General features: G+C 60.5%; 18 protein-coding genes. 4 read left to right on the top strand and 14 right to left on the bottom strand.

Translation table 11 applies throughout. The features are described 5' to 3' along the window. Positions 1-64: 64 nt before the first annotated feature. Entirely contained in the window at positions 65-784 is a 720-nt protein-coding gene (locus HGP14_RS18785) for a tellurite resistance TerB family protein (RefSeq protein WP_168831403.1), read from the bottom strand. A 102-nt stretch (positions 785-886) separates the two neighbouring features. Then, a complete protein-coding gene (locus tag HGP14_RS18780; protein ID WP_168831402.1) occupies positions 887-1,525 on the bottom strand; it encodes a 2-dehydro-3-deoxy-phosphogluconate aldolase in 639 nt (212 codons plus the stop codon). A 152-nt stretch (positions 1,526-1,677) separates the two neighbouring features. Here HGP14_RS18780 and HGP14_RS18775 point away from each other — a divergent pair, with 152 nt between their 5' ends. The 3 genes from HGP14_RS18775 to HGP14_RS18765 all read left to right on the top strand — a co-directional run bounded on the left by HGP14_RS18775 (position 1,678) and on the right by HGP14_RS18765 (position 4,051). Further along, positions 1,678-2,166 carry a CYTH domain-containing protein gene (locus HGP14_RS18775; RefSeq protein ID WP_168831637.1) on the top strand — a complete coding sequence of 163 codons (489 nt, stop codon included), beginning with the start codon at positions 1,678-1,680 and terminating at the stop codon, positions 2,164-2,166. After that, positions 2,144-3,049, top strand: a complete 906-nt coding sequence (locus HGP14_RS18770) for a CHAD domain-containing protein (RefSeq protein ID WP_168831401.1) — start codon at positions 2,144-2,146, stop codon at positions 3,047-3,049. The genes HGP14_RS18775 and HGP14_RS18770 overlap by 23 nt, the downstream gene beginning before the upstream one ends. A 72-nt stretch (positions 3,050-3,121) precedes the next feature. Further along, positions 3,122-4,051 carry a rhodanese-related sulfurtransferase gene (locus tag HGP14_RS18765; protein WP_168831400.1) on the top strand — a complete coding sequence of 310 codons (930 nt, stop codon included), beginning with the start codon at positions 3,122-3,124 and terminating at the stop codon, positions 4,049-4,051. Here HGP14_RS18765 and HGP14_RS18760 read toward each other — a convergent pair. The 6 genes from HGP14_RS18760 to HGP14_RS18735 form a co-directional block, all read right to left on the bottom strand. Beyond that, positions 4,048-6,255, bottom strand: coding sequence for an EAL domain-containing protein (locus tag HGP14_RS18760; RefSeq protein WP_168831399.1), 2,208 nt, complete (start codon positions 6,253-6,255; stop codon positions 4,048-4,050). The genes HGP14_RS18765 and HGP14_RS18760 overlap by 4 nt on opposite strands. 171 nt (positions 6,256-6,426) lie before the next feature. After that, the gene (locus HGP14_RS18755; RefSeq protein ID WP_168831398.1) at positions 6,427-7,203 is read right to left on the bottom strand and encodes a MetQ/NlpA family ABC transporter substrate-binding protein; all 777 of its coding nucleotides are present in this window, start codon (positions 7,201-7,203) and stop codon (positions 6,427-6,429) included. A gap of 70 nt (positions 7,204-7,273) precedes the next feature. After that, on the bottom strand, positions 7,274-7,942 hold the full coding sequence (locus HGP14_RS18750; protein ID WP_168831397.1) for a methionine ABC transporter permease: 669 nt from the start codon (positions 7,940-7,942) through the stop codon (positions 7,274-7,276). After that, positions 7,932-8,999 carry a methionine ABC transporter ATP-binding protein gene (locus HGP14_RS18745; protein ID WP_168831396.1) on the bottom strand — a complete coding sequence of 356 codons (1,068 nt, stop codon included), beginning with the start codon at positions 8,997-8,999 and terminating at the stop codon, positions 7,932-7,934. The genes HGP14_RS18750 and HGP14_RS18745 overlap by 11 nt, the downstream gene beginning before the upstream one ends. A 268-nt stretch (positions 9,000-9,267) precedes the next feature. Next, positions 9,268-9,816 (bottom strand): NADPH-dependent FMN reductase, encoded by a 549-nt coding sequence (locus tag HGP14_RS18740; protein ID WP_168831395.1) that lies wholly within the window; start codon positions 9,814-9,816, stop codon positions 9,268-9,270. Between the two features lie 48 nt (positions 9,817-9,864). Beyond that, positions 9,865-11,238, bottom strand: a complete 1,374-nt coding sequence (locus HGP14_RS18735) for a GH1 family beta-glucosidase (RefSeq protein ID WP_168831394.1) — start codon at positions 11,236-11,238, stop codon at positions 9,865-9,867. Positions 11,239-11,469: 231 nt separating this feature from the next. On the opposite strand from HGP14_RS18735, the gene HGP14_RS18730 reads away from it, so the two are divergent. Continuing rightward, positions 11,470-11,871: a DoxX family protein gene (locus HGP14_RS18730; protein ID WP_168831393.1), complete on the top strand. Its 402-nt coding sequence runs from the start codon at positions 11,470-11,472 to the stop codon at positions 11,869-11,871. Positions 11,872-11,940: 69 nt separating this feature from the next. Here HGP14_RS18730 and HGP14_RS18725 read toward each other — a convergent pair whose 3' ends face one another. The 6 genes from HGP14_RS18725 to HGP14_RS18700 all read right to left on the bottom strand — a co-directional run bounded on the left by HGP14_RS18725 (position 11,941) and on the right by HGP14_RS18700 (position 18,718). Continuing rightward, entirely contained in the window at positions 11,941-12,324 is a 384-nt protein-coding gene (locus HGP14_RS18725; protein ID WP_168831392.1) for a hypothetical protein, read from the bottom strand. Between the two features lie 123 nt (positions 12,325-12,447). Next, entirely contained in the window at positions 12,448-13,635 is a 1,188-nt protein-coding gene (locus tag HGP14_RS18720; protein WP_168831391.1) for a Gfo/Idh/MocA family protein, read from the bottom strand. A 146-nt stretch (positions 13,636-13,781) separates the two neighbouring features. Beyond that, positions 13,782-14,834: a sugar phosphate isomerase/epimerase family protein gene (locus tag HGP14_RS18715; protein ID WP_168831390.1), complete on the bottom strand. Its 1,053-nt coding sequence runs from the start codon at positions 14,832-14,834 to the stop codon at positions 13,782-13,784. A 238-nt stretch (positions 14,835-15,072) separates the two neighbouring features. Continuing rightward, on the bottom strand, positions 15,073-16,020 hold the full coding sequence (locus HGP14_RS18710; protein ID WP_168831389.1) for a substrate-binding domain-containing protein: 948 nt from the start codon (positions 16,018-16,020) through the stop codon (positions 15,073-15,075). Between the two features lie 88 nt (positions 16,021-16,108). After that, entirely contained in the window at positions 16,109-17,119 is a 1,011-nt protein-coding gene (locus HGP14_RS18705; protein ID WP_168831388.1) for an ABC transporter permease, read from the bottom strand. Positions 17,120-17,194: 75 nt separating this feature from the next. Next, on the bottom strand, positions 17,195-18,718 hold the full coding sequence (locus HGP14_RS18700; protein ID WP_168831387.1) for a sugar ABC transporter ATP-binding protein: 1,524 nt from the start codon (positions 18,716-18,718) through the stop codon (positions 17,195-17,197). Positions 18,719-18,726: the final 8 nt, after the last annotated feature.

Below are 18,726 nucleotides of genomic sequence, written 5' to 3'. Positions count from 1 at the left end.
TTCACTCCCCTCTTCTCGAAGAGTGGATAGGCCAGCCGCCTTTGAAAGGCAACCGGTCACAATGTCACTGAGACAAGCTGATCTTGGCGGAGGAAACCGTTGCCTCGATATGATCCACAAGCGCATCCGCAAGGCCGAGACGGCCGGCAAGGAGATCGAGATAGCCGCGCTCGGCGCGCGATTCCGGCTCGATCGTCAGGCGCGAGGCCGTATAGAGTTCGACCTTCTGCTCCTCGGTCCTCGCGGCCGCAACCAGCGCATCGAGATTGGTCGGAGAGGCAAGTTCGCGTTCGATGAAGGATGCGGCTTCGCCGGTGACATCGGCAACCTTCATCTTGTCCATGATGAGCGCTTGCTCGGCATCGTCGATATGCCCGTCGGCCTTGGCCGCGGCGATCATTGCGCGGATCAGCACAAGGGCGAATTCGTTGCTGCCGGCGGGCGATTCCGGGCCGAAGCCGGATTCGGCGGGAGCTGACAATACGATCGGTGTCGAAGGCGAAGCCGGATCTGAAGGCTTGGCCGGCGCCTGACCTTCCTTGTAATTCTGATAGGCCTGGTAGCCAAGGCCGGCGATGGCAGCCAGCCCGCCGATCGTCAGCGCATTGCTCGCGATACCGCGGCCCGTCTTCGTTCCAAGAAGTACAGTCGCCAACGCGCCAGCCTTCCACGGATTGTCCTTGGCCAACTGGACAGCATCGCCTGCCCGGTCGCGGACGGTACCGCCGACGCCCGGAATTTGCGATCCTAGAAACTGGTCAAGAAGCTTTTTCGCGTCGAACATCCCTCGTCATCTCCCATTAGCGCCAGAGATGAAGATAGGAGGTCAGGCAGCAAATACAAATGCCGGCGGAAACCGCCGGCATCCCGGATTGAGGAAAAAATATCAGGCCTTCAATGCCGCCGCTTCGGAAGCGAGCTTCGTAATACCCGCCCAGTCGCCTGCAGCAACGAGTTCCTTCGGGGCGACCCAGGAGCCGCCGACGCAGACGACGTTTGGCAGTGACAAGTAATCATTGGCATTCTTCAGCGAAATGCCGCCAGTCGGGCAGAAGAGCGTGCCGGCAAGCGGTGAGGAGAGCGCCTTGAGATATGCGGCTCCGCCCGCCTGTTCGGCGGGGAAGAACTTCAGCACCTGATAGCCCTCTTCGCGAAGCGCCATGACTTCGCTTACCGTCGCAGCGCCCGGCAGCAGCGGAACCGACGACTGCGCCGCGGCGTCGAGCAGCTCCTGCGTGGCGCCCGGGCTGACGATGAACTTAGAGCCCGCGGCAACGGCCGCTTCCCAGTGCTGGGCGTTCAGGATCGTACCCGCGCCGACTTCAGCACCTTCGACTTCTTCCGCGACAGCGCGCACCGCATCGAGCGCCGCGGGCGTGCGCATCGTGATTTCGATTGCCTTCAGCCCACCGGCGACCAGCGCGCGCGCCAACAAAACGCCCGACTTCACGTCATCCACGATCAGGACCGGAACGACTGGCTGAAGTTTGAGGATGGAAAGGAGCTTTTCTGTCTTCTCGCCCATGGCCGGATGGTTCCTTTAAACGATTGAATTCGGGTTCCGAATACCCCCAGGAGCCATCGTTGTCGAGACAAATCGACCTCGGCAACAACACGGGTATCGCCACCGGGAAAATTACGCTACGGTACCTTCATCGTCACAAAAGGTTCACTGATATGGCGAAAGAGATCGAGCGGAAGTTTCTAGTACGCAACGACGGCTGGCATTCAAAGGCCGAGACGAGATCGATCCTCAGACAGGGTTACATCGCCTCGACGGACGATCGTTCTGTGCGGGTGCGCATTCTCGACGGAAAAAGCGCAAGATTGACGGTCAAGATCGGCCGCAGCACGGTTACCCGCGACGAATTCGAGTACGACATTCCCGTTTCCGACGCCGAGGAGCTGCTGCAAAGCGCCATCGGTTTGGTGATAGAAAAGACGCGCTACCGCGTGCCGCATGCAGGCTTCGTCTGGGAAGTCGACGTCTTTTCCGGTGCGCATCGAGGCCTCGTGATTGCGGAAGTGGAAATGAAGTCCGAAAAGGACGATCCCTCCCATCCCGCTTGGCTCGGACGCGAAGTTTCCGGCGATTTCCGCTACTCCAACCAAGCACTCGCGACCGAATTCGAGTACGATCAGGATGCCCTTTCGCATACGGCCTGACGCCGACTTCACCGATGAATTCCGCGATGCCGCCGGCAGGGAGCTGCGGCGGGCAATCGCCACGCTCGAGCAGCAGCCGGATGGCGCAGATGAGGCCATCCATGACTTCCGTAAGAATCTCAAGAAGGTGCGCTCACTCTACCGCCTCGTCGCCCGCGAGGTTCCCGATTTTCAGAAGCGCGAAAATGCGCGGCTCCGGGATGCAGCAAAATCGCTCTCCGCGATTCGCGACGCTGCCGCGCTGATCGGAACCGTGGAGTATCTGAAGGAGAAGGCGCGCAGTATGGAGGAGGCCGAAGCGCTCGGCCGCACCGTCGCCATCCTCGAAGCGCGTCGGGACTGGATGGCCGAGGCCGAAAGCGGCCTCGAGCAGAAGCTGCAGGAAACGGCGGACGTTCTGAAGGAGGCACGCGCCGCGCTCGACGACGTGTCCTTTAGCGGAAGCGGCAAGAAAGCTATCCGCCTTGTCGGCAAGGGCTGGCGGAGAACGGCCAGAAAAGCCCGTGCCGCAATTGCGAGATGTCACGACGAAGCATCCGCCGAAGCCTTTCACGAACTGCGTAAGCGCACGCAGGATTTTCGTGCTTATCACCGACTACTGACGCCGCTTTGGCCAGCTGCCATGAAAGCGCGCCGCGCAGACACGAAGGAACTTGTCGATATCCTCGGCCATGTGCACGACCTTGCGGTGCTCGGCGCACTGGTCGAAGCCGAGCCGCAGCTTTTTACACGAGACGACGACCTGTCGCGCCTGCTGGACAGCATCGCCCACCGCCAGCAGGAGGACAGGCGCGACTCACTGGTGAAAGCAGAGGCAGTCTTTGCCGGCAAGCCGGCCAAGGAAGCAAAGCACATCGAAGTGCTCTGGCGCGCTGCGGCGTGAAGCAAGCGGGGCTTCCTCCTGCGGCGCCGAAGGAGATTGCACCGCGAGACCATATTCTGTATTTCAGCGCCCATGACCGGCAGCATCAATCACACCAGTCCGTTCCTCGTGGCGGCGCTTTATCATTTTGTATCTGTGCCTCGCTTCGAGAGCCTGCGTGAGCCTTTGCAGGCGCTTTGCGAGGAAAACGGCGTGAAGGGCACGCTGCTTCTGGCGCATGAGGGCATCAACGGGACGATCGCCGGGCCGGATGCCGGCATCGACACAGTGCTTGACTATCTGCGGGCGCAGCCGGAATTTTCAGCGCTGGAGCACAAGGAAAGCCGGGCGTCCAAGATGCCGTTCCTGCGCATGAAGGTGAAGCTGAAGAAAGAGATCGTGACGATGGGTGTCGAAGATGTCGACCCCAACAAGGTCGTCGGCACCTATGTGACGCCGCAGGATTGGAATGCGCTGATCTCCGATCCCGACACCATCGTCATCGACACCCGCAACGACTACGAAACGGCGATCGGCACCTTCCGCGGCGCCGTTGACCCGAAGACGAAGACCTTTCGCGAGTTTCCCGAATGGGTGCGTCAGAACCCCGGTCTGCATAACAAGCCAAAGATCGCCATGTATTGCACCGGAGGCATCCGCTGCGAAAAGGCGACAGCCTTCATGAAGGAGCAGGGCTTCGACGAGGTATACCACCTCAAGGGCGGAATCCTGAAATATCTGGAAGAAGTTCCGCAGGAAGAAAGCCTATGGGACGGCGCCTGCTTCGTCTTCGACGAGCGCGTTTCGGTCGAGCATGGGTTGAAGGAAGGCGAGCACAAGCTTTGTCATGCCTGCCGCAATCCGATCACGGTCGAAGAGATCAGTTCGCCTCTCTTTGAAGAGGGCGTCTCCTGCAGCAACTGCTATCACACGCGCACGGAAGACGACCGGCTGCGCTACCGCCAGCGGCAGCATCAGATCGCGCTCGCCAGGAAGCGCGGGCAGAAGCACATCGGGACTTAAGCTGCGCTTGTCGCACGCCCCAAACGGTCGGGCCGACGGCCTTCTTCCAGCATCTCGGTGATCCTGTCCGCCGGCACCGGCTTGCTGAAGAAAAAGCCCTGCAGGCTATCACAGCCGAAGAGACGGACGGCAAGCGCCTGCTCTTCCGTCTCGATGCCCTCGGCTGTCACCGGAATGTTGAGTGAACGGGCAAGGGCAACTGTCGCCTGCAGCATTTCGCGCTGGCTGTCGCTTTCGGTAACGCCCTGGACCAGCGAACGGTCGATCTTGATGCGGTCGAAACCGAACTGGCGCAGATAGCCGATCGATGAAAAACCCGAACCGAAATCATCGAGCGCAATCTTGAGGCCGAGCGTCTTCAGCCGCTCGATGGACTGGCGTGTGCGCTGCGGGTTCTGGATCATATAGCCTTCAGTGATCTCCAGCGTCACGCGCTCTGCCTCGATGCCCGTCTGTTTAAGGACGTAGCGCACGTAGTCAGCAAAGGCCGGATTGCGGAACTGACCGGGGGAGACATTTACCGCCACGCGCAGTTCCGGCCATTGCTTGGCGGTCTCGCAGGCCTTGCGCAGCACGAAGAGGCCGAGCGCCTCGATAAGTCCGCTGGTTTCCGCAATCGGAATGAATATCTCTGGCGAGACCGGGCCATGGCCGGGGCGATTCCAACGCACCAGGGCTTCGACGCCATACATCTCGTGTGTGGAGGCATCGATCAGCGGCTGGTATACGAGCGTCAGATCGCCGGTGTCGATCGCCGTGCGCAGGTCGAGTTCGAGCGCATTGCGCTCCTCCCGGTCGGCATCCATGAGTGGATCGTAAAGCGTCATGCGCGCCCGGCCGGCTTCCTTTGCCTTGTACATCGCCAGATCGGCACGGCGGACCAATTCTTCGCGGCCAATCGCGCCGGCCGCAGACATCGCGATGCCGATGCTGGCGCCTACGACGACAACCCGGCGGCCAATTTCCAGTGGTTCGGCCAGGAAATCGAGTATCTGTTCCGAAAGCTGGAGAGCATCGGCGTTGCCGCCGTCGGACAGGAAAGCAATCGCGAATTCATCGCCGCCGATGCGAGCCAGAACCGCGCCTTCAGGTATCAGCATCCTGAGGCCCGCTGCAACCGCGCGGATCAACTGGTCGCCGGTGCCGTGGCCGTAGCTGTCGTTGACTTCCTTGAACCCGTCAAGATCAAGATAGAGAAGCAATACGCTCTTGCCGGTTTGCGTCGCCTCGGCAACGATCTCGTCGACGGCAAACCCGAGACCCTCGCGGTTCGAGAGCCCGCTCAGGCGATCGCGCAGCGCGTCCTCGCGAGCGCTGATTTCCTCCGCCTTGAGGCGGCGTCCGGCGAGCCAGCCAATGACGAGCAGCACGGCAAAAAACAGCCCGACAAGACCGAGCGCTTTGACAACCATTGGCCACACCTGTGCGTAGCCGATGTCGCCCGGGGAGCGGGAAACCCAAACGAGTTTGCCGAGCGCCCTTCCCGCCGCGTCATTGATTGCCACGGAATATTGCGCGTCGTACGTCGATGGCACCAGCTTCAAACCGGGGATGAGATAGGTCTCGCCGAGCGCTGCGATCTTTTTATCGGTCAGATGGCGCACAAGGATCAGATAGCGGCGCTGACCGGCTGGCACATCCAGAGTACCGAATTTCCCCCGCACGAGTGCAAGGCCAACCATGGCAACTCCGCGCTTCGTACCGACGAAGCCGACGGCCTCTGGCGACTGCAGACCGGCCGTCTTCACGCTATCGAACAGCGCCCAGAGGGACGGCGAGAAGAAATCGCTGAGCGCTTCCTTCATCGGCTGGCCGTTGCGATAGGCAATCAGCGGCTTCTTGTCGTCGCCAATGACGATCGTCATGTCGAAAAGCGGAGTGTCGGCGGACGCTTCACCGTAGTTATCGATCGTCCAAGCCATCCCATCCGCAGAATAGACATTGGCCACGGCATCGTTCCATGTCGAATAGTCGTTGAGCGTGGCGCCAAGCTGCTCCTGGACTGTCTTGATCGCGCCTGTCGTCGTCTCCCGCGAACGCTCGTCATCAAGAACGTTGGCGTTCTCGGCCACATGTGACAGCGCCGTCAGCACCATGACGGTCACCACTGCTACGATGAGCGCAAAGGAAAACAGGACACCTACGACGGTCGTATGGCGGCCGATCCCCGAATACTGGCTTTTCTGCCCAAAGAACGCAGGCATACATTGATCCTCAACCCTCGGGGACCTTGCCAGCCAAGGTTTCAAAAACGGTTAAAGCCGCAGCACGAGAATTGCTCAGCATGACTTTTTCAAATGCGAATTTTAAAAACGAAAAAGACCCTTCCCGCCAAGCGGGAAGGGTCAGATCAAGCCGGAAATTTAAGCTCTCGCTTACCAGCTGGCGATCACGGTACCCTTGAAGGTGTCAGCGATGAACTGCTTGACGGCATCGCTGTGATAAGACTCCACCAGGGTTTTGACCCAGGGCTGATCCTTGTCCTGACTGCGCACCGCAATGACGTTTGCATAGGGAGACTTTTCGCGTTCGATGGCGATCGCATCCTTCTTCGGGTTGAGGCCAGCTTCCAGCGCGTAGTTGGTGTTGATAACAGCGGCATCGACATCATCCAGCGAGCGCGGCAGCTGGGCTGCATCAAGCTCGGCAAACTCGATGTTCTTCGGGTTTTCGGTAATGTCGGCCGGGGTCACCTTCAATCCGGCATCCGGCTTCACCTTGATCAGACCCTTGGAGGCAAGGACCAGAAGAGCACGGCCGCCATTGGTCGGATCGTTCGGAATGCCGATCGTCGCGCCATCCTTCAGCTCGTCGAGGTTCTTCACCTTCTTGGAATAGACGCCCATCGGGGTGGTAATGGTGAGGCCGACGCTGACGATGTCGAAGCCGCGGTCGGCAATCTGGTTGTCTAGATACGGCTGGTGCTGGAAGGAATTGGCATTAAGTTCGCCGTCGGCCAGCGCCTGGTTCGGAACCACATAGTCGGAGAATTCGAGGATCTCGACGTCCAGGCCCTTCTTGGCTGCGATTTCCTTGACCTTCTCCATGATCTGAGCGTGCTCGCCGGGGGTCACGCCGACCTTAATGGTTTCCGCAAGCGCCGGGAAGGCGGCGAAGGCAGCGAGTGCGGCTGCGAGGATGAGCTTCTTCATGGATGTCTCCTTCAGTTATCGTTCAAACAGGTTGGCAAGCGGCCAGTCTTGGGAGGCTGGATTTCGGAAATCAGGTCTTACGGCTGCGCTTGTCGAAGCGGCGGGCGAGCGCATCGCCCGCGCTCTGGATGAGCTGGACGAGCACGATCAGCACCACGACGACAGCAAGCATCACTTCCGGCATGAAGCGCTGGTAGCCGTAGCGGATGCCGAGGTCTCCGAGGCCGCCGCCGCCAACCGCGCCGACCATGGCGGAATAACCGACCAGGCTGACCAGCGTGAGAGTGAGCGCCAGGGCAAGCCCGGGCTTGGCTTCGGCAAGCAGCACCTTGAAGACGATCTGCAGCGGTGTCGCGCCCATGGCGCGGGCAGCCTCAATCAAGCCCTTGTCCACCTCGCGGATCGCCGCCTCCGCAAGTCTCGCGACGAAAGGAATGGTCGCGATCGTAAGCGGCACGATCGCCGCATAGGTGCCTATCGAGGTGCCGGTGACGAGGCGGGTGAAGGGAATGATGGCCACGACGAGGATGATGAAGGGCGTCGAGCGCGCCGCGTTGACGATCGCGCCAATGACGCGGTTGCTGACGGGGGCCGGGAAAAGCTCGCCCTTGCCGCTGGTCGCCAGGAATACGCCGATCGGCAGGCCGATCAGCGAGCCGACGAGGCCGGAGATGGCCACCATCTGCAGCGTCTGGAGAAGCGCCTTGTAGAGCAGGTTGAAGAGCATATCAGGCGACATAGCCGAGCACCTCCGCAATGAGGCCATTCATTTCGAAGAATCTGTCCGCTTTCGCGGTGGTCGCATCATCGGCCGAATAGGCGATGATGAGCGAGCCATAGGGCTCTCCGCCGATCTCATCGACCGTGCCGGCGATGATATTGATGTCCGAACCCAATGTTTGAATAAGCTGCGAGATCAGCGGCTGTTCCGCGGTCGCGCCGAAGAAAGTGACACGCACGGCAACGCGCCCGCCCGCCGCCTTTTGCGGCTGCAGGCTGGATGCGAGCGCTGTCGGAAGCTTCGAGCCCGGGAGGCCGGCAAGAAGCGCCCGCGTCGTCGCATGTTGCGGCCGTGTGAATACATCGAAGGTGCGGCCGCGCTCGACGATAACGCCCCGGTCGATTACGGCGACGTCGCTTGTAACGGCTTTGACGACTTCCATCTCGTGCGTGATCAGAAGCACGGTAAGGCCGAGCTCGGCATTGATGCGCTTCAGCAGTTCGAGGATCGACTGGGTGGTTTCCGGGTCGAGCGCCGAGGTCGCTTCGTCGGAAAGCAAGAGCTTCGGCTGCGTGGCAAGCGCGCGGGCGATACCAACGCGCTGCTTCTGGCCGCCGGAAAGTTCGGCCGGATAGCGGTCGCGCTTGTCGGAAAGGCCAACGAGATCGAGCAGAGGCTCGACGCGCGCGCGGATGGCATCCCGATCGAAACCGGCGATTTCCAGGGGCAGCGCGACATTCCCGTAGGCAGTGCGCGAGGAAAGCAGGTTGAAATGCTGGAAGATCATGCCAACCGAACGGCGGAGAGCCCGTAGGCCGGCCTCATCCAGATCGGGCACATTGACACCGTCGACGATGACCTTGCCGCTTGTCGGGCGCTCCAGCCCATTGACAAGGCGGATCAGCGTCGACTTGCCGGCGCCGGAGCGGCCGATGATGCCGGTGATGGAGCCGCGCGCGACGGCAAAATCGACCGCGTCAACGGCGGTGAAGGATTTGCCTTCGGCGCCGAAGCGTTTCGATACATTCTCAAAGACAACGGCATTTGCGGCGGCGGGTTTGGGGTCGGGTTGCATCTATGCTCTCGAAGTTCAAAAAATCCTGTGCGCATCGAAGGGCCCAGGACAGGCGCTTGAGTCAGGCCGGCATTCGGTAGCGCATTCGGAACAGAGAGGCAGTCTTTAACATTGCAAAACCGTAACGTTCAATTTCATCCACGCATGGCAGCCATGCGCCGCGAAACGCCATATCTTATGGGCGGAATGATAGCGGATTAAACAGAGAGATTTTTTCTTTGAATTGAGCGCCGAAGAAAAAAGCCTCTCACTTCAGGAGAAACGCCATTCAGAAGGCGGTCTTCTCGATCGCTGCGCGGAAGGTATTCAGGGCAACCGCCAGAATTCCATCTTTCGCCGCAGCCATCAGCGCCTCTCGTTGCGCATCTGGCGTCTTGCCGAGAACCGGGACTCTCAGGAAAGCCTGCGGAATGATCGCAAAGGACATCGTCGTCAGTACCTCTTGCAGCTGTGACAGTACGAATTCGCCGCGATGCGAGGTGTGAGCGAGCATCAGCGGCTTGAACGGCACCTCGTCACGGGAGACCAGCCAGTCCAGAGCATTCTTGAAACCCCCTGGGATGCCATGCGCATATTCCGGACAGGCGACGATGACGCCATCTGCCGCGCGGACCTTCGTCGCAAACTCTTCGACGACCGCCGGCGTGCTCTCGCCTTCCCGATCAGGATTGAAGATCGGCAGGTCGCCGATCAGATCGCAGATTTCGATCGATATGCCCTCAGGCGCATGCTCGCTAAGGGCTTCCAGCAGCAGGCGGTTCGTCGAGGCCAGCCGCTGGCTGCCACAAAGCGCATAGAGTAGGATCGGCTTTTCCATGCGGTCCGGCTTACGCCTTCGCTTCGATTCGCGCCATCGGCAGTGCGGTCATGTCGTCTTGTGATTGCCCTTGGGAAACTGGCTCGCAAGCTCGCGATACCACTTGCCGCTCTTCTTGACGGTGCGCACCTGCGTTTCATAGTCGACATGGACTAGGCCGAAACGCATCTTGTAGCCTTCCGCCCACTCGAAATTGTCCATCAGGCTCCAGGCGAAATAGCCGCGCATCGGATAGCCATCCTTGATGAGATCGGCGACGACAGCAAGGTGATCGCTGTAATAATCGAGGCGCGGCTGATCGTCGACCTCCGCATTGACGATGCCCATGTTGTAGCAGGCCCCGTTTTCGGTGATGTAGCACTCCGGCAACTCGTAGCGGCGATAAAGATCCTCGACGACATTCTTCAGGCCCGGCGCATAGACTTCCCAGCCGATATCGGTCTTCACGTCGCTGACACGCGGCGCCTCAAGCGTCCAAGGAAAATCGCCGCTCCTGGCCGGATCGTCGCCAACGCGCAAAGGCGTGTAATAGTTGAGGCCCCACCAATCGAGCTTCTGGCTGATGATCTTCAAATCGCCGTCCTCGACCATCGGCATGCGATCGCCGAGCGCTGCCACGAACTCCGGCGGATATTCGCCCTTGAAGACGGGATCGAAGAAGGCACCATTGTGGAACTGATGCGCCCGCTCACCGGCAGCAAGGTCTGCCTCGCTCTGCGAACCTGGAATGACGGACATCGCGTTGAGCACTAGGCCCACCGGAACATTCGGCGCTTCGGACCGGACAGCTTCGACGGCGAGACCGTGGGCAAGGTTCATGGTGTGCATGGCATAGAGCGCTGCCTGCATATTACGTTCGCCCGGCGCATGGATGCCGTAAAGGTGGCTGAGCCAGACGATGCACCATGGTTCGTTGAACGTGGCCACGCTGTCGAGCCGGTCGCCAAGACGGCGCATGACGGTCTGGGCGTAGCGCTGATAGGCGTAAGCCGTCGAACGCGCCGTCCAGCCGCCATCTCCCATCAAGGTCAACGGCAGGTCCCAATGATAGAGCGTAGCGAAGGTCTTGATGCCGCGCGCCTTGCAGCCGTCGACCAGACGATCGTAGAAATCGAGGCCGGCTTCGTTCACCGGTCCGGTGCCGTCGGGAATAATGCGTGGCCAGGCAATCGAAAAACGGTACGCCTTCACACCCATCGATTTGATGAGATCGAGGTCCTCATCGAGGCGATTGTAGTGATCGCAGGCGACATCACCGTTCTGGCGGTTATAGACGCGCCCCGGCATGTTGCAGAAGGCGTCCCAGATGGACGGCTTACGCCCGTCGGCCCTTGAGGCGCCCTCGATCTGGAAAGCAGCCGTTGCAACGCCAAAGGTGAAATCGCCCGGAAAGCGAGCGGCAAGAAGCTTCGGATCGTACATCTGGAACCCCGTGGATTGCGGCATAGTGGCGGTTTAGCCAAGCATCGATGGCTTGTACAGACTAAACTGTAACGTTGCAGGTGCGCCATTCTCCGCTGGGCGATCGGCGCCGTGGAATCTGGCCGCGCCTCCAGCTATATCCGATAACGCTAATGTCAGCAGTCGTGATTTGTCATTCCGGCGACCGTCGATAGAGACGTCTCTGAATTCTTGGGGGATGAAAGGAATCCTATGCTCTCTTCGATCCATCTGCTGCAGCCCCATCTTCTCAGCGTGCTGCGCATCGTCTCGTCGTTTGTACTCTTCAGCTACGGAACGCAGAAGATCCTGCATTTTCCGGCCGCAGCGAGCGTTCCACCGGTCGGCTCGCTCCCATGGATCGCAGGGTTGCTGGAACTGACGCTGGGCTTCCTTGTGCTGGTCGGCTTCAAGACGCGCGTTGCAGCTTTCGTCCTCGCCGGCCTGATGGCTTTCGCCTATTTCATCGCGCATGCGCCGAAGAGCTTCTACCCGGCGCAGAATGGCGGCGTGGCCGCAATCCTCTTCTGCTTCCTATTCCTGTACTTCGTCGCGGCCGGTGCCGGTCCGTTCAGCATCGATGCGCTGATGAAGCGAAAGCAAGTGGCAGCCTAAAACAGTCTCGCACGATCAGAGGCGGCAGATAACTGCCGCTTCGATCATCCTAACGCCGAAGAAACGGCATCAAGGCTTCTGCGGGCTGTCCTTCAGCTTCACGGCCATGGTGACAGTGCCGCGCACGATGATGTCGTTTCGCGAGCCGCGATTGAGATCCGCGCTGCTCGTGAGATTGGTAATCTGGCAGCTCTCGGCCAGCGTCTCCAGAATGAGATCGCATTGCCCGCCGGCCATGACGTAAAATCCTTTCTGGGCCGCCTTGATCTGGTCGGCAAGTTCCTGCGCCGCGTCAACAGGAACCGACAAGGAGACAGTCGTCTGTACGTTCACCATTCCGGGAACGCGCTGGCCAGCATAGAAGTTGGGCACCCGATTGGGAACTTCCTGCGACAATGCCGGAAACGCTGCGAGCGCCAATGCACATGTCAGTAGTCTGGCAGAAGATTTCATGGGGTCTCTCCATCCGGTTGCACCCACTTCTGCCACGGCACTGTTAAACGATAATGAGCGCACTCCCTAAGATTGAAGAGAGTGCGCTCAAAAGTTGCATCAATCAGGCGATTGGCGCGAAGATCAGACCTTGACCCAGGCGCCGTTCCTCTTGGAGGAAGCAACGCAGGCCTCGACGAAGGCAACGCCCTTCACGCCGTCATCGACGGTCGGGTAGATGACGGCCTTGTCAACGGCCTTGCCTTTTTTCGCCGCGTGGATTGCGTGAGCGGCTTCGGTGTAGATGGTCGCAAAGGCTTCCAGATAGCCTTCCGGATGACCCGACGGAACGCGCGATACGCGGGCCGCAGCGGCCCCTGCTCCGGCGCCGCCGCGGGTGATCAGTCGCTTCGGCTCGCCGAACGGTGTGAACCAGAGATAGTTCGGATCGGCCTGAACCCACTCGATACCACCCTTGGTGCCGTAAACACGGACCTTCAGACCGTTCTCATGACCGGGCGCTACCTGACTGCACCAAAGCATGCCCTTGGCCGGCTTTTCCGAACTCTTGGCCTTGAAGCGCAGCATGACGTGGGCGTTGTCGTCCAGCCGGCGGCCCGGAACAAAGCTGTCGAGATCGGCCGCCAGACTGTCGAGCTCAAGGCCGCTGACGAAGCTGGCGAGGTTATAGGCATGCGTGCCGATATCGCCCGTCGAACCGCCGACGCCGGACTGCGCCGGGTCGGTGCGCCATGCCGCCTGCTTCTGGCCCGTCTGCTCGACCGCCTCGGTCAGCCAGTCTTGCGGATATTCCGCCTGCACGACGCGGATATCGCCAAGCTCGCCATTGGCAATCATTTCCCTGGCCTGACGCACCATCGGATAACCGGTGTAATTGTGCGTCAGCACGAAAAGCGCACCGCTTTCGTCGGCCACCTTCTTGAGCTTCTTCGCATCGGCCAGATTGGAGGTCAGCGGCTTGTCGCAGATGACATGCATGCCCCGCTTCAGAAACTCCTTGGCGGCGTCATAATGGACATGGTTCGGCGTAACGATCGAGACCGCCTCGATGCCGTTCTTCAGCTTCGCTTCGCGGATCGCCATCTCGCGATAGCTGGAATAGGTGCGCGACGGGTCGAGGCCAAGCTCACGGCCCGATGCGACCGCCTTTTCCGGCGTGGAAGACAGTGCTCCCGCAACGAGTTCAAACTTGTCGTCGAGCCGGGCAGCCATGCGGTGGACGGCTCCGATAAAGGCGCCGGCGCCACCGCCCACCATGCCGAGACGAATGCGCGGCTCGCGGGTCTGCTCGTCTTTGCTTTCGATTGTCATTATTTCCTCCTGAAATCTGATCGCTTGAAGACAAGTCCCCCTCTGCCCTGCCGGGCATCTCCCCCACAAGGGGGAGAGAACGCGCGGCAGCGCCGCGGCCAAAGCCCCTCCCCCTTGTGGGGAGGGGTTGGGGAGGGGACTGCTCTTTAAAGCCCTAGCATCCGCCTATTCGCAGCCTGGTCCGTGCCGCTGCCGGCGAAATCGTCGAACGCCTTTTCCGTCACGCGGATGATATGTGCCTTGACGAATTCGGCCCCTTCGCGCGCACCGTCTTCCGGATGTTTGAGGGCGCATTCCCATTCGACCACTGCCCAGCCGTCGAAGTCGTTCGCGGTCATCTTCGAAAAGACGGCGCCGAAATCGACCTGGCCGTCGCCCAGCGACCGGAAGCGGCCGGCGCGCTCGACCCAGCCCTGATAACCGCCGTAGACACCCTGCCGCCCTGTCGGATTGAACTCCGCATCCTTGACGTGGAACATCTTGATGCGGTCCTTGTAGATGTCGATGTTCTCCAGATAGTCGAGGCACTGCAGGACATAGTGCGACGGGTCGTAGAGCATGTTGGCGCGCGGATGGTTTCCGACGCGCTCCAGGAACATCTCGTAGGTGACGCCGTCATGCAGGTCTTCGCCGGGATGGATCTCGTAGCAGACATCGACGCCTTGAGCATCTGCGTGATCGAGGATCGGCTTCCAGCGGCGCGCAAGCTCGTCAAATGCGGTCTCGACGAGACCGGCCGGACGCTGCGGCCACGGATAAATGAAGGGCCAGGCGAGCGCGCCGGAGAAGGTGGCATGCGCCTTGATGCCGAGGTGTTTTGAGGCCGTCAGCGCCATCTTGACCTGCTCGACGGCCCACTCCTGCCGCGCCTTCGGATTACCGCGCACCTCGGGTGCGGCAAAACCGTCGAAGGCTTCGTCATAGGCCGGATGAACGGCGACAAGCTGCCCTTGCAGGTGCGTCGACAATTCGGTGACTTCCACACCGTTCTCGCGCGCCTTGCCGGCGAATTCGTCGCAATAATCCTTGGAGCTTGCGGCCTTCTTCAGATCGATCAGCTGGCCCGCCCAGGTCGGAACCTGCACGCCTTTGTAGCCGGTATCAGCGGCCCATTTGGTGATGGCATCCCATGAGTTGAAAGGCGCAACATCGCCCGCGAACTGCCCGAGGAACAAGCCCGGCCCTTTGATCGTCTTCATGTCAGAATCCTCCCTGATGTCGACCGTAAACGTTTATGGAGCCTTCTAGCGTACCCTTCGGCGGAATAAGGCGCCTCCACGGGCTTACGGCCGATGTCGCTGAAAAGTTGAAAGCAGTTGAAACTAATCATGCCTATCCGGAAGCCGCAAGAGGTACGTGCCGCATTGCGGAAACTCCTGACGATCAGACAAAGAAAATGCGCCCATCCTGTCGGATGGGCGCACCGGGATCAGATGATCAGAACGGAGAATCCGGGAAGTAGAAGTCCTTGGCATTGTCCTTGGTGACGAGCGTCGCGTCGAGGACGAAGGTGCCGCGAACCGGAACCTGGCCGTAGAGGCCGGCTGCCGTCAGTTCCATGGCCGTACCGACCATTGCCGGCGGATAGAGAACATCGACCGGGATCAACTTGTCGCCGTCCATGACCTTCTTGACCATGTCCTTGGAGCCGGCGCCGGCGACGACATACTTGATGTCGGTACGCTTGGCCTGCTCGATCGCCTGCAACACGCCGACAGCCATGTCGTCATCCTGGCACCAGACCACGTCGATCTTTGGATACTTCGTCAGGTAGTCCTGCATGACCTTGAAGGCATCGTCGCGGTTCCAGTTGCCGTACTGACGGTCGAGAACCTTGACCTTGGAGCCGGCAATGCCCTTGTCGAAGCCGTCCTGGCGCTGCTGATCGATCGGGATCGGCAGACCGCGGATGACGACGACTTCGGCGTCCGGCGTCTGCGCAGCGATGTACTTGCCGGCGACTTCGCCGAGCGCCGGGTTGTTTCCAGCAACGTAAAGGTCGCGGACGGAGTCGTCGTTGGTCGACGGCGCGCGGTCAACGAGAGCGACGTATTTACCCTTGCCCTTGACTTCCTTGATGGCGTTGACGAGCGGATCCGGATCCGACGGCAGGATGACGAGGGCATCGATGCCCTGCGTGTCAAGATCCTGCACCGCGTTCGCCTGGCTGGCGGCATCCGGCGAGGTCTTGACGATGACGTTCAGGCCCGGATGCTGTTCCATCAGCTTCTTGGCGATGCGTTCGGCATGGAACACGACGCCCGAGGTCCAACCATGGTCGGCGGCCGGAATGGACACGCCGATGGTGAACTTCTTATCCTGTGCGTATGCGGTACCGGCAAGGGTGACGGCCGCAACCGCAAGACCCAACATGAGTTTGCGCATTCTATTTCCTCCCAATAAACGTCAGGGACTTTTCCTACCGTCAACCGGACGCCCTGTGATCCCGGCTAATTTCTGAAGTCGGTCCGGCCTATGCTTTCCGGACCAGCGAGCGCTGCACCAGCATGGCGATGATGATGATCGCACCCTGGATCGCACCGATGAGATATTCGCTGATGAAGTTCGACAGCAGCATGATGTTGCCGACGAGTTCGAGAATGAAGGCACCACAGATCGTGCCCCAGACACGGCCGGCACCGCCCTTCAGCGCCGTGCCGCCGACAACGACGGCGGTGATAGCCTGCAGCTCCCACAGAATGCCCGTCGTTGCCGAGGTCGATCCGAGGCGTGGCACGCAGAGCAGCACAGCGATGGCGACACAGAGCCCCTGGATGACGAAGGCAATGGTGCGCACGCGATTGACCGCAATGCCGGAATAGCGCGCGACATCGCTGTTGGAACCGACAGCAACGACGTGGCGACCGTAGCGCGTGCGATAGAGAATGAAGGCCGCAACCGCCGTGACCGCCAGGATTACGACGATCGGCACCGGCACGCCGAGAATGCTGCCAAAATAGGCTGGACGGTAAAGCGTCTGGATGTCGGGCGAGCGCAGCGTAATCGCCCCGCCCTGCGAGAGCCAGGTTGTCAGGCCGCGATAAATACCCATGGTGCCGAGAGTGGCAATGAAAGGCTCGATCCTGCCGACCGTGGTGATCAGGCCATTCGCAAGTCCGCAGAGCGCGCCGGCAACGAGCGTGAATAGGAGCGCAGCGGCCAGCATCAACGTCGGATCGGCAATCACACCGGAATTCATCAACAGGATCATCAGACTGGCGACGAAGGCCACCATCGAGCCAACGGAAAGGTCGAGATCCCCCGCAGAAATGACGAAGGTGGCGCCGACAGCAATGATGGCTATGAAGGCGCAGCGCGTCGCGACATTGGCAAGATTGGTGATGCCGATGAAGTTCGGATTGACCAGCGCGCCCACGATCAGCAGCAATATCAGGGCTGCAAAAGGCGCAATGGCCCGCAGGTCGATATCCCGCCAGGGCCGACGCCTGATCTCCCTGGTCTCCTCGTTCACACTCGTCTCCAAACCAACCTCCCGCCCAAAATTCGATGGGCATCATATCTGCGCGGCGCGCCAAGCGCAGCCGCCTCCCCGCCAGCGTCAGGCGGCTTTCTTCTTCAATCCGGCGGCGTAGCGCATGATCTCCTGTTCGGAGATCTCGTCGCCTTCGAGCACGCCGACGATCCGTCCCTCGCGCATCACGGCGACCCGTGTGCAGAGGCCGATCACCTCAGGCATCTCCGAGGAGACGACAATGATCGACCGTCCGTCGCGCGCCAGCGCCGAAATGAAATGATAGATCTGCTGCTTGGTGCCGACATCGATGCCGCGCGTCGGCTCGTCGATGATGATGATTTCGGGCTCGGTCTCCATGACCTTGGCAAGCAGCAGCTTCTGCTGGTTGCCGCCCGACATGCGGCCGGCAACGATATTGGTATCGCGAACGCGGATATCGAAGCGCCGCCGCGCCTTGGCGAGCGCCTTCGCCTCGCTGCTCGGGCTGAGATAGCCGTGCCGCGAATGCTGGCCGAGCGACTGCAGCGTCAGATTGGTCATCATGCCGGAGCGCAGGAGCAGGCCCTTCGATTTGCGATCCTTCGTCATGTAGGCAAGCCCGGCGCGATTGGCGGCATGCACATCGCCCGACGGAACCGATTCACCGCGAATGTGGACCTCTCCCGAAGCACGGCTGCGAAGCCCGGCAATCGCCTCCATCAGCTCCGTACGACCGGAGCCGATCATGCCTGAAAAGCCGATGATCTCACCCTTGCGAACCTCGAAACTGGCATCCTGAACATAACCCGTCGACACGCTTTCGACCCGGAGGACGACTTCCTCGTCGACGTTGGGCTCCACCTTGGTGGGATAAAGACTTGAGAGCTCGCGCCCGACCATCAGCTGCGCAATCGACTCGCCGTCGAGCATCGAGGTGGGGGCCGTCTTGACCCACTGACCATCGCGCAGCACGGTCACGCGATCGGTGATTTCCATCACCTCGTCGAGCTTGTGAGACACGAAGATGAAGCTTGTGCCCTTGTCGCGCAGCTTGCGCACCTGCCGGAACAGGAAATTCGTCTCTTCGCGCGACAGCACCGCCGTCGGCTCGTCCATGATGACGACGCGCGCATCGCGGCTGATTGCCTTGGCGATTTCCACCATCTGTTTATCGGCGATCGACAATGTGCCGATGATGGCATTCTCGTCGACGTGCGAACCCAGGAGATCGAGTGCCTTGCGGGTCTCGGCGCGCATGTACTTGCGATCGAGCACGCCGAAATGTGTGACTTCGCGGCCGAGGAAAAGGCTCTCAGTGACCGTCAGATGTTCGGCGAGATTGAATTCCTGATGGATGAGAACGATGCCCAGCGCTTCGGCCGCGCCGTTGGCCGGCAGCACGACCGGCTTGCCGTCGAGCAAAATCTCACCCGAGCTTGGCTGCTCGAAGCCGGACATAACCTTGACCAAGGTCGACTTGCCCGCGCCGTTTTCACCCATCAAAGCATGGATTTCGCCGGCGCGCAGATCGAAATTGACACTGAAGAGGACTTGCACGCCGCTGAACGACTTGCAGATGCGCCGCGCGGACAACACCACAGGCGCGGTGTCGACTGGATCCACACTCATTGATTGGC

This window comes from Rhizobium sp. P32RR-XVIII (assembly GCF_012641395.1).
Taxonomy (GTDB): domain Bacteria; phylum Pseudomonadota; class Alphaproteobacteria; order Rhizobiales; family Rhizobiaceae; genus Rhizobium.
Note: the sequence above shows the minus strand (reverse complement) of the source record. Positions and strands in the feature narration are given on the sequence as shown.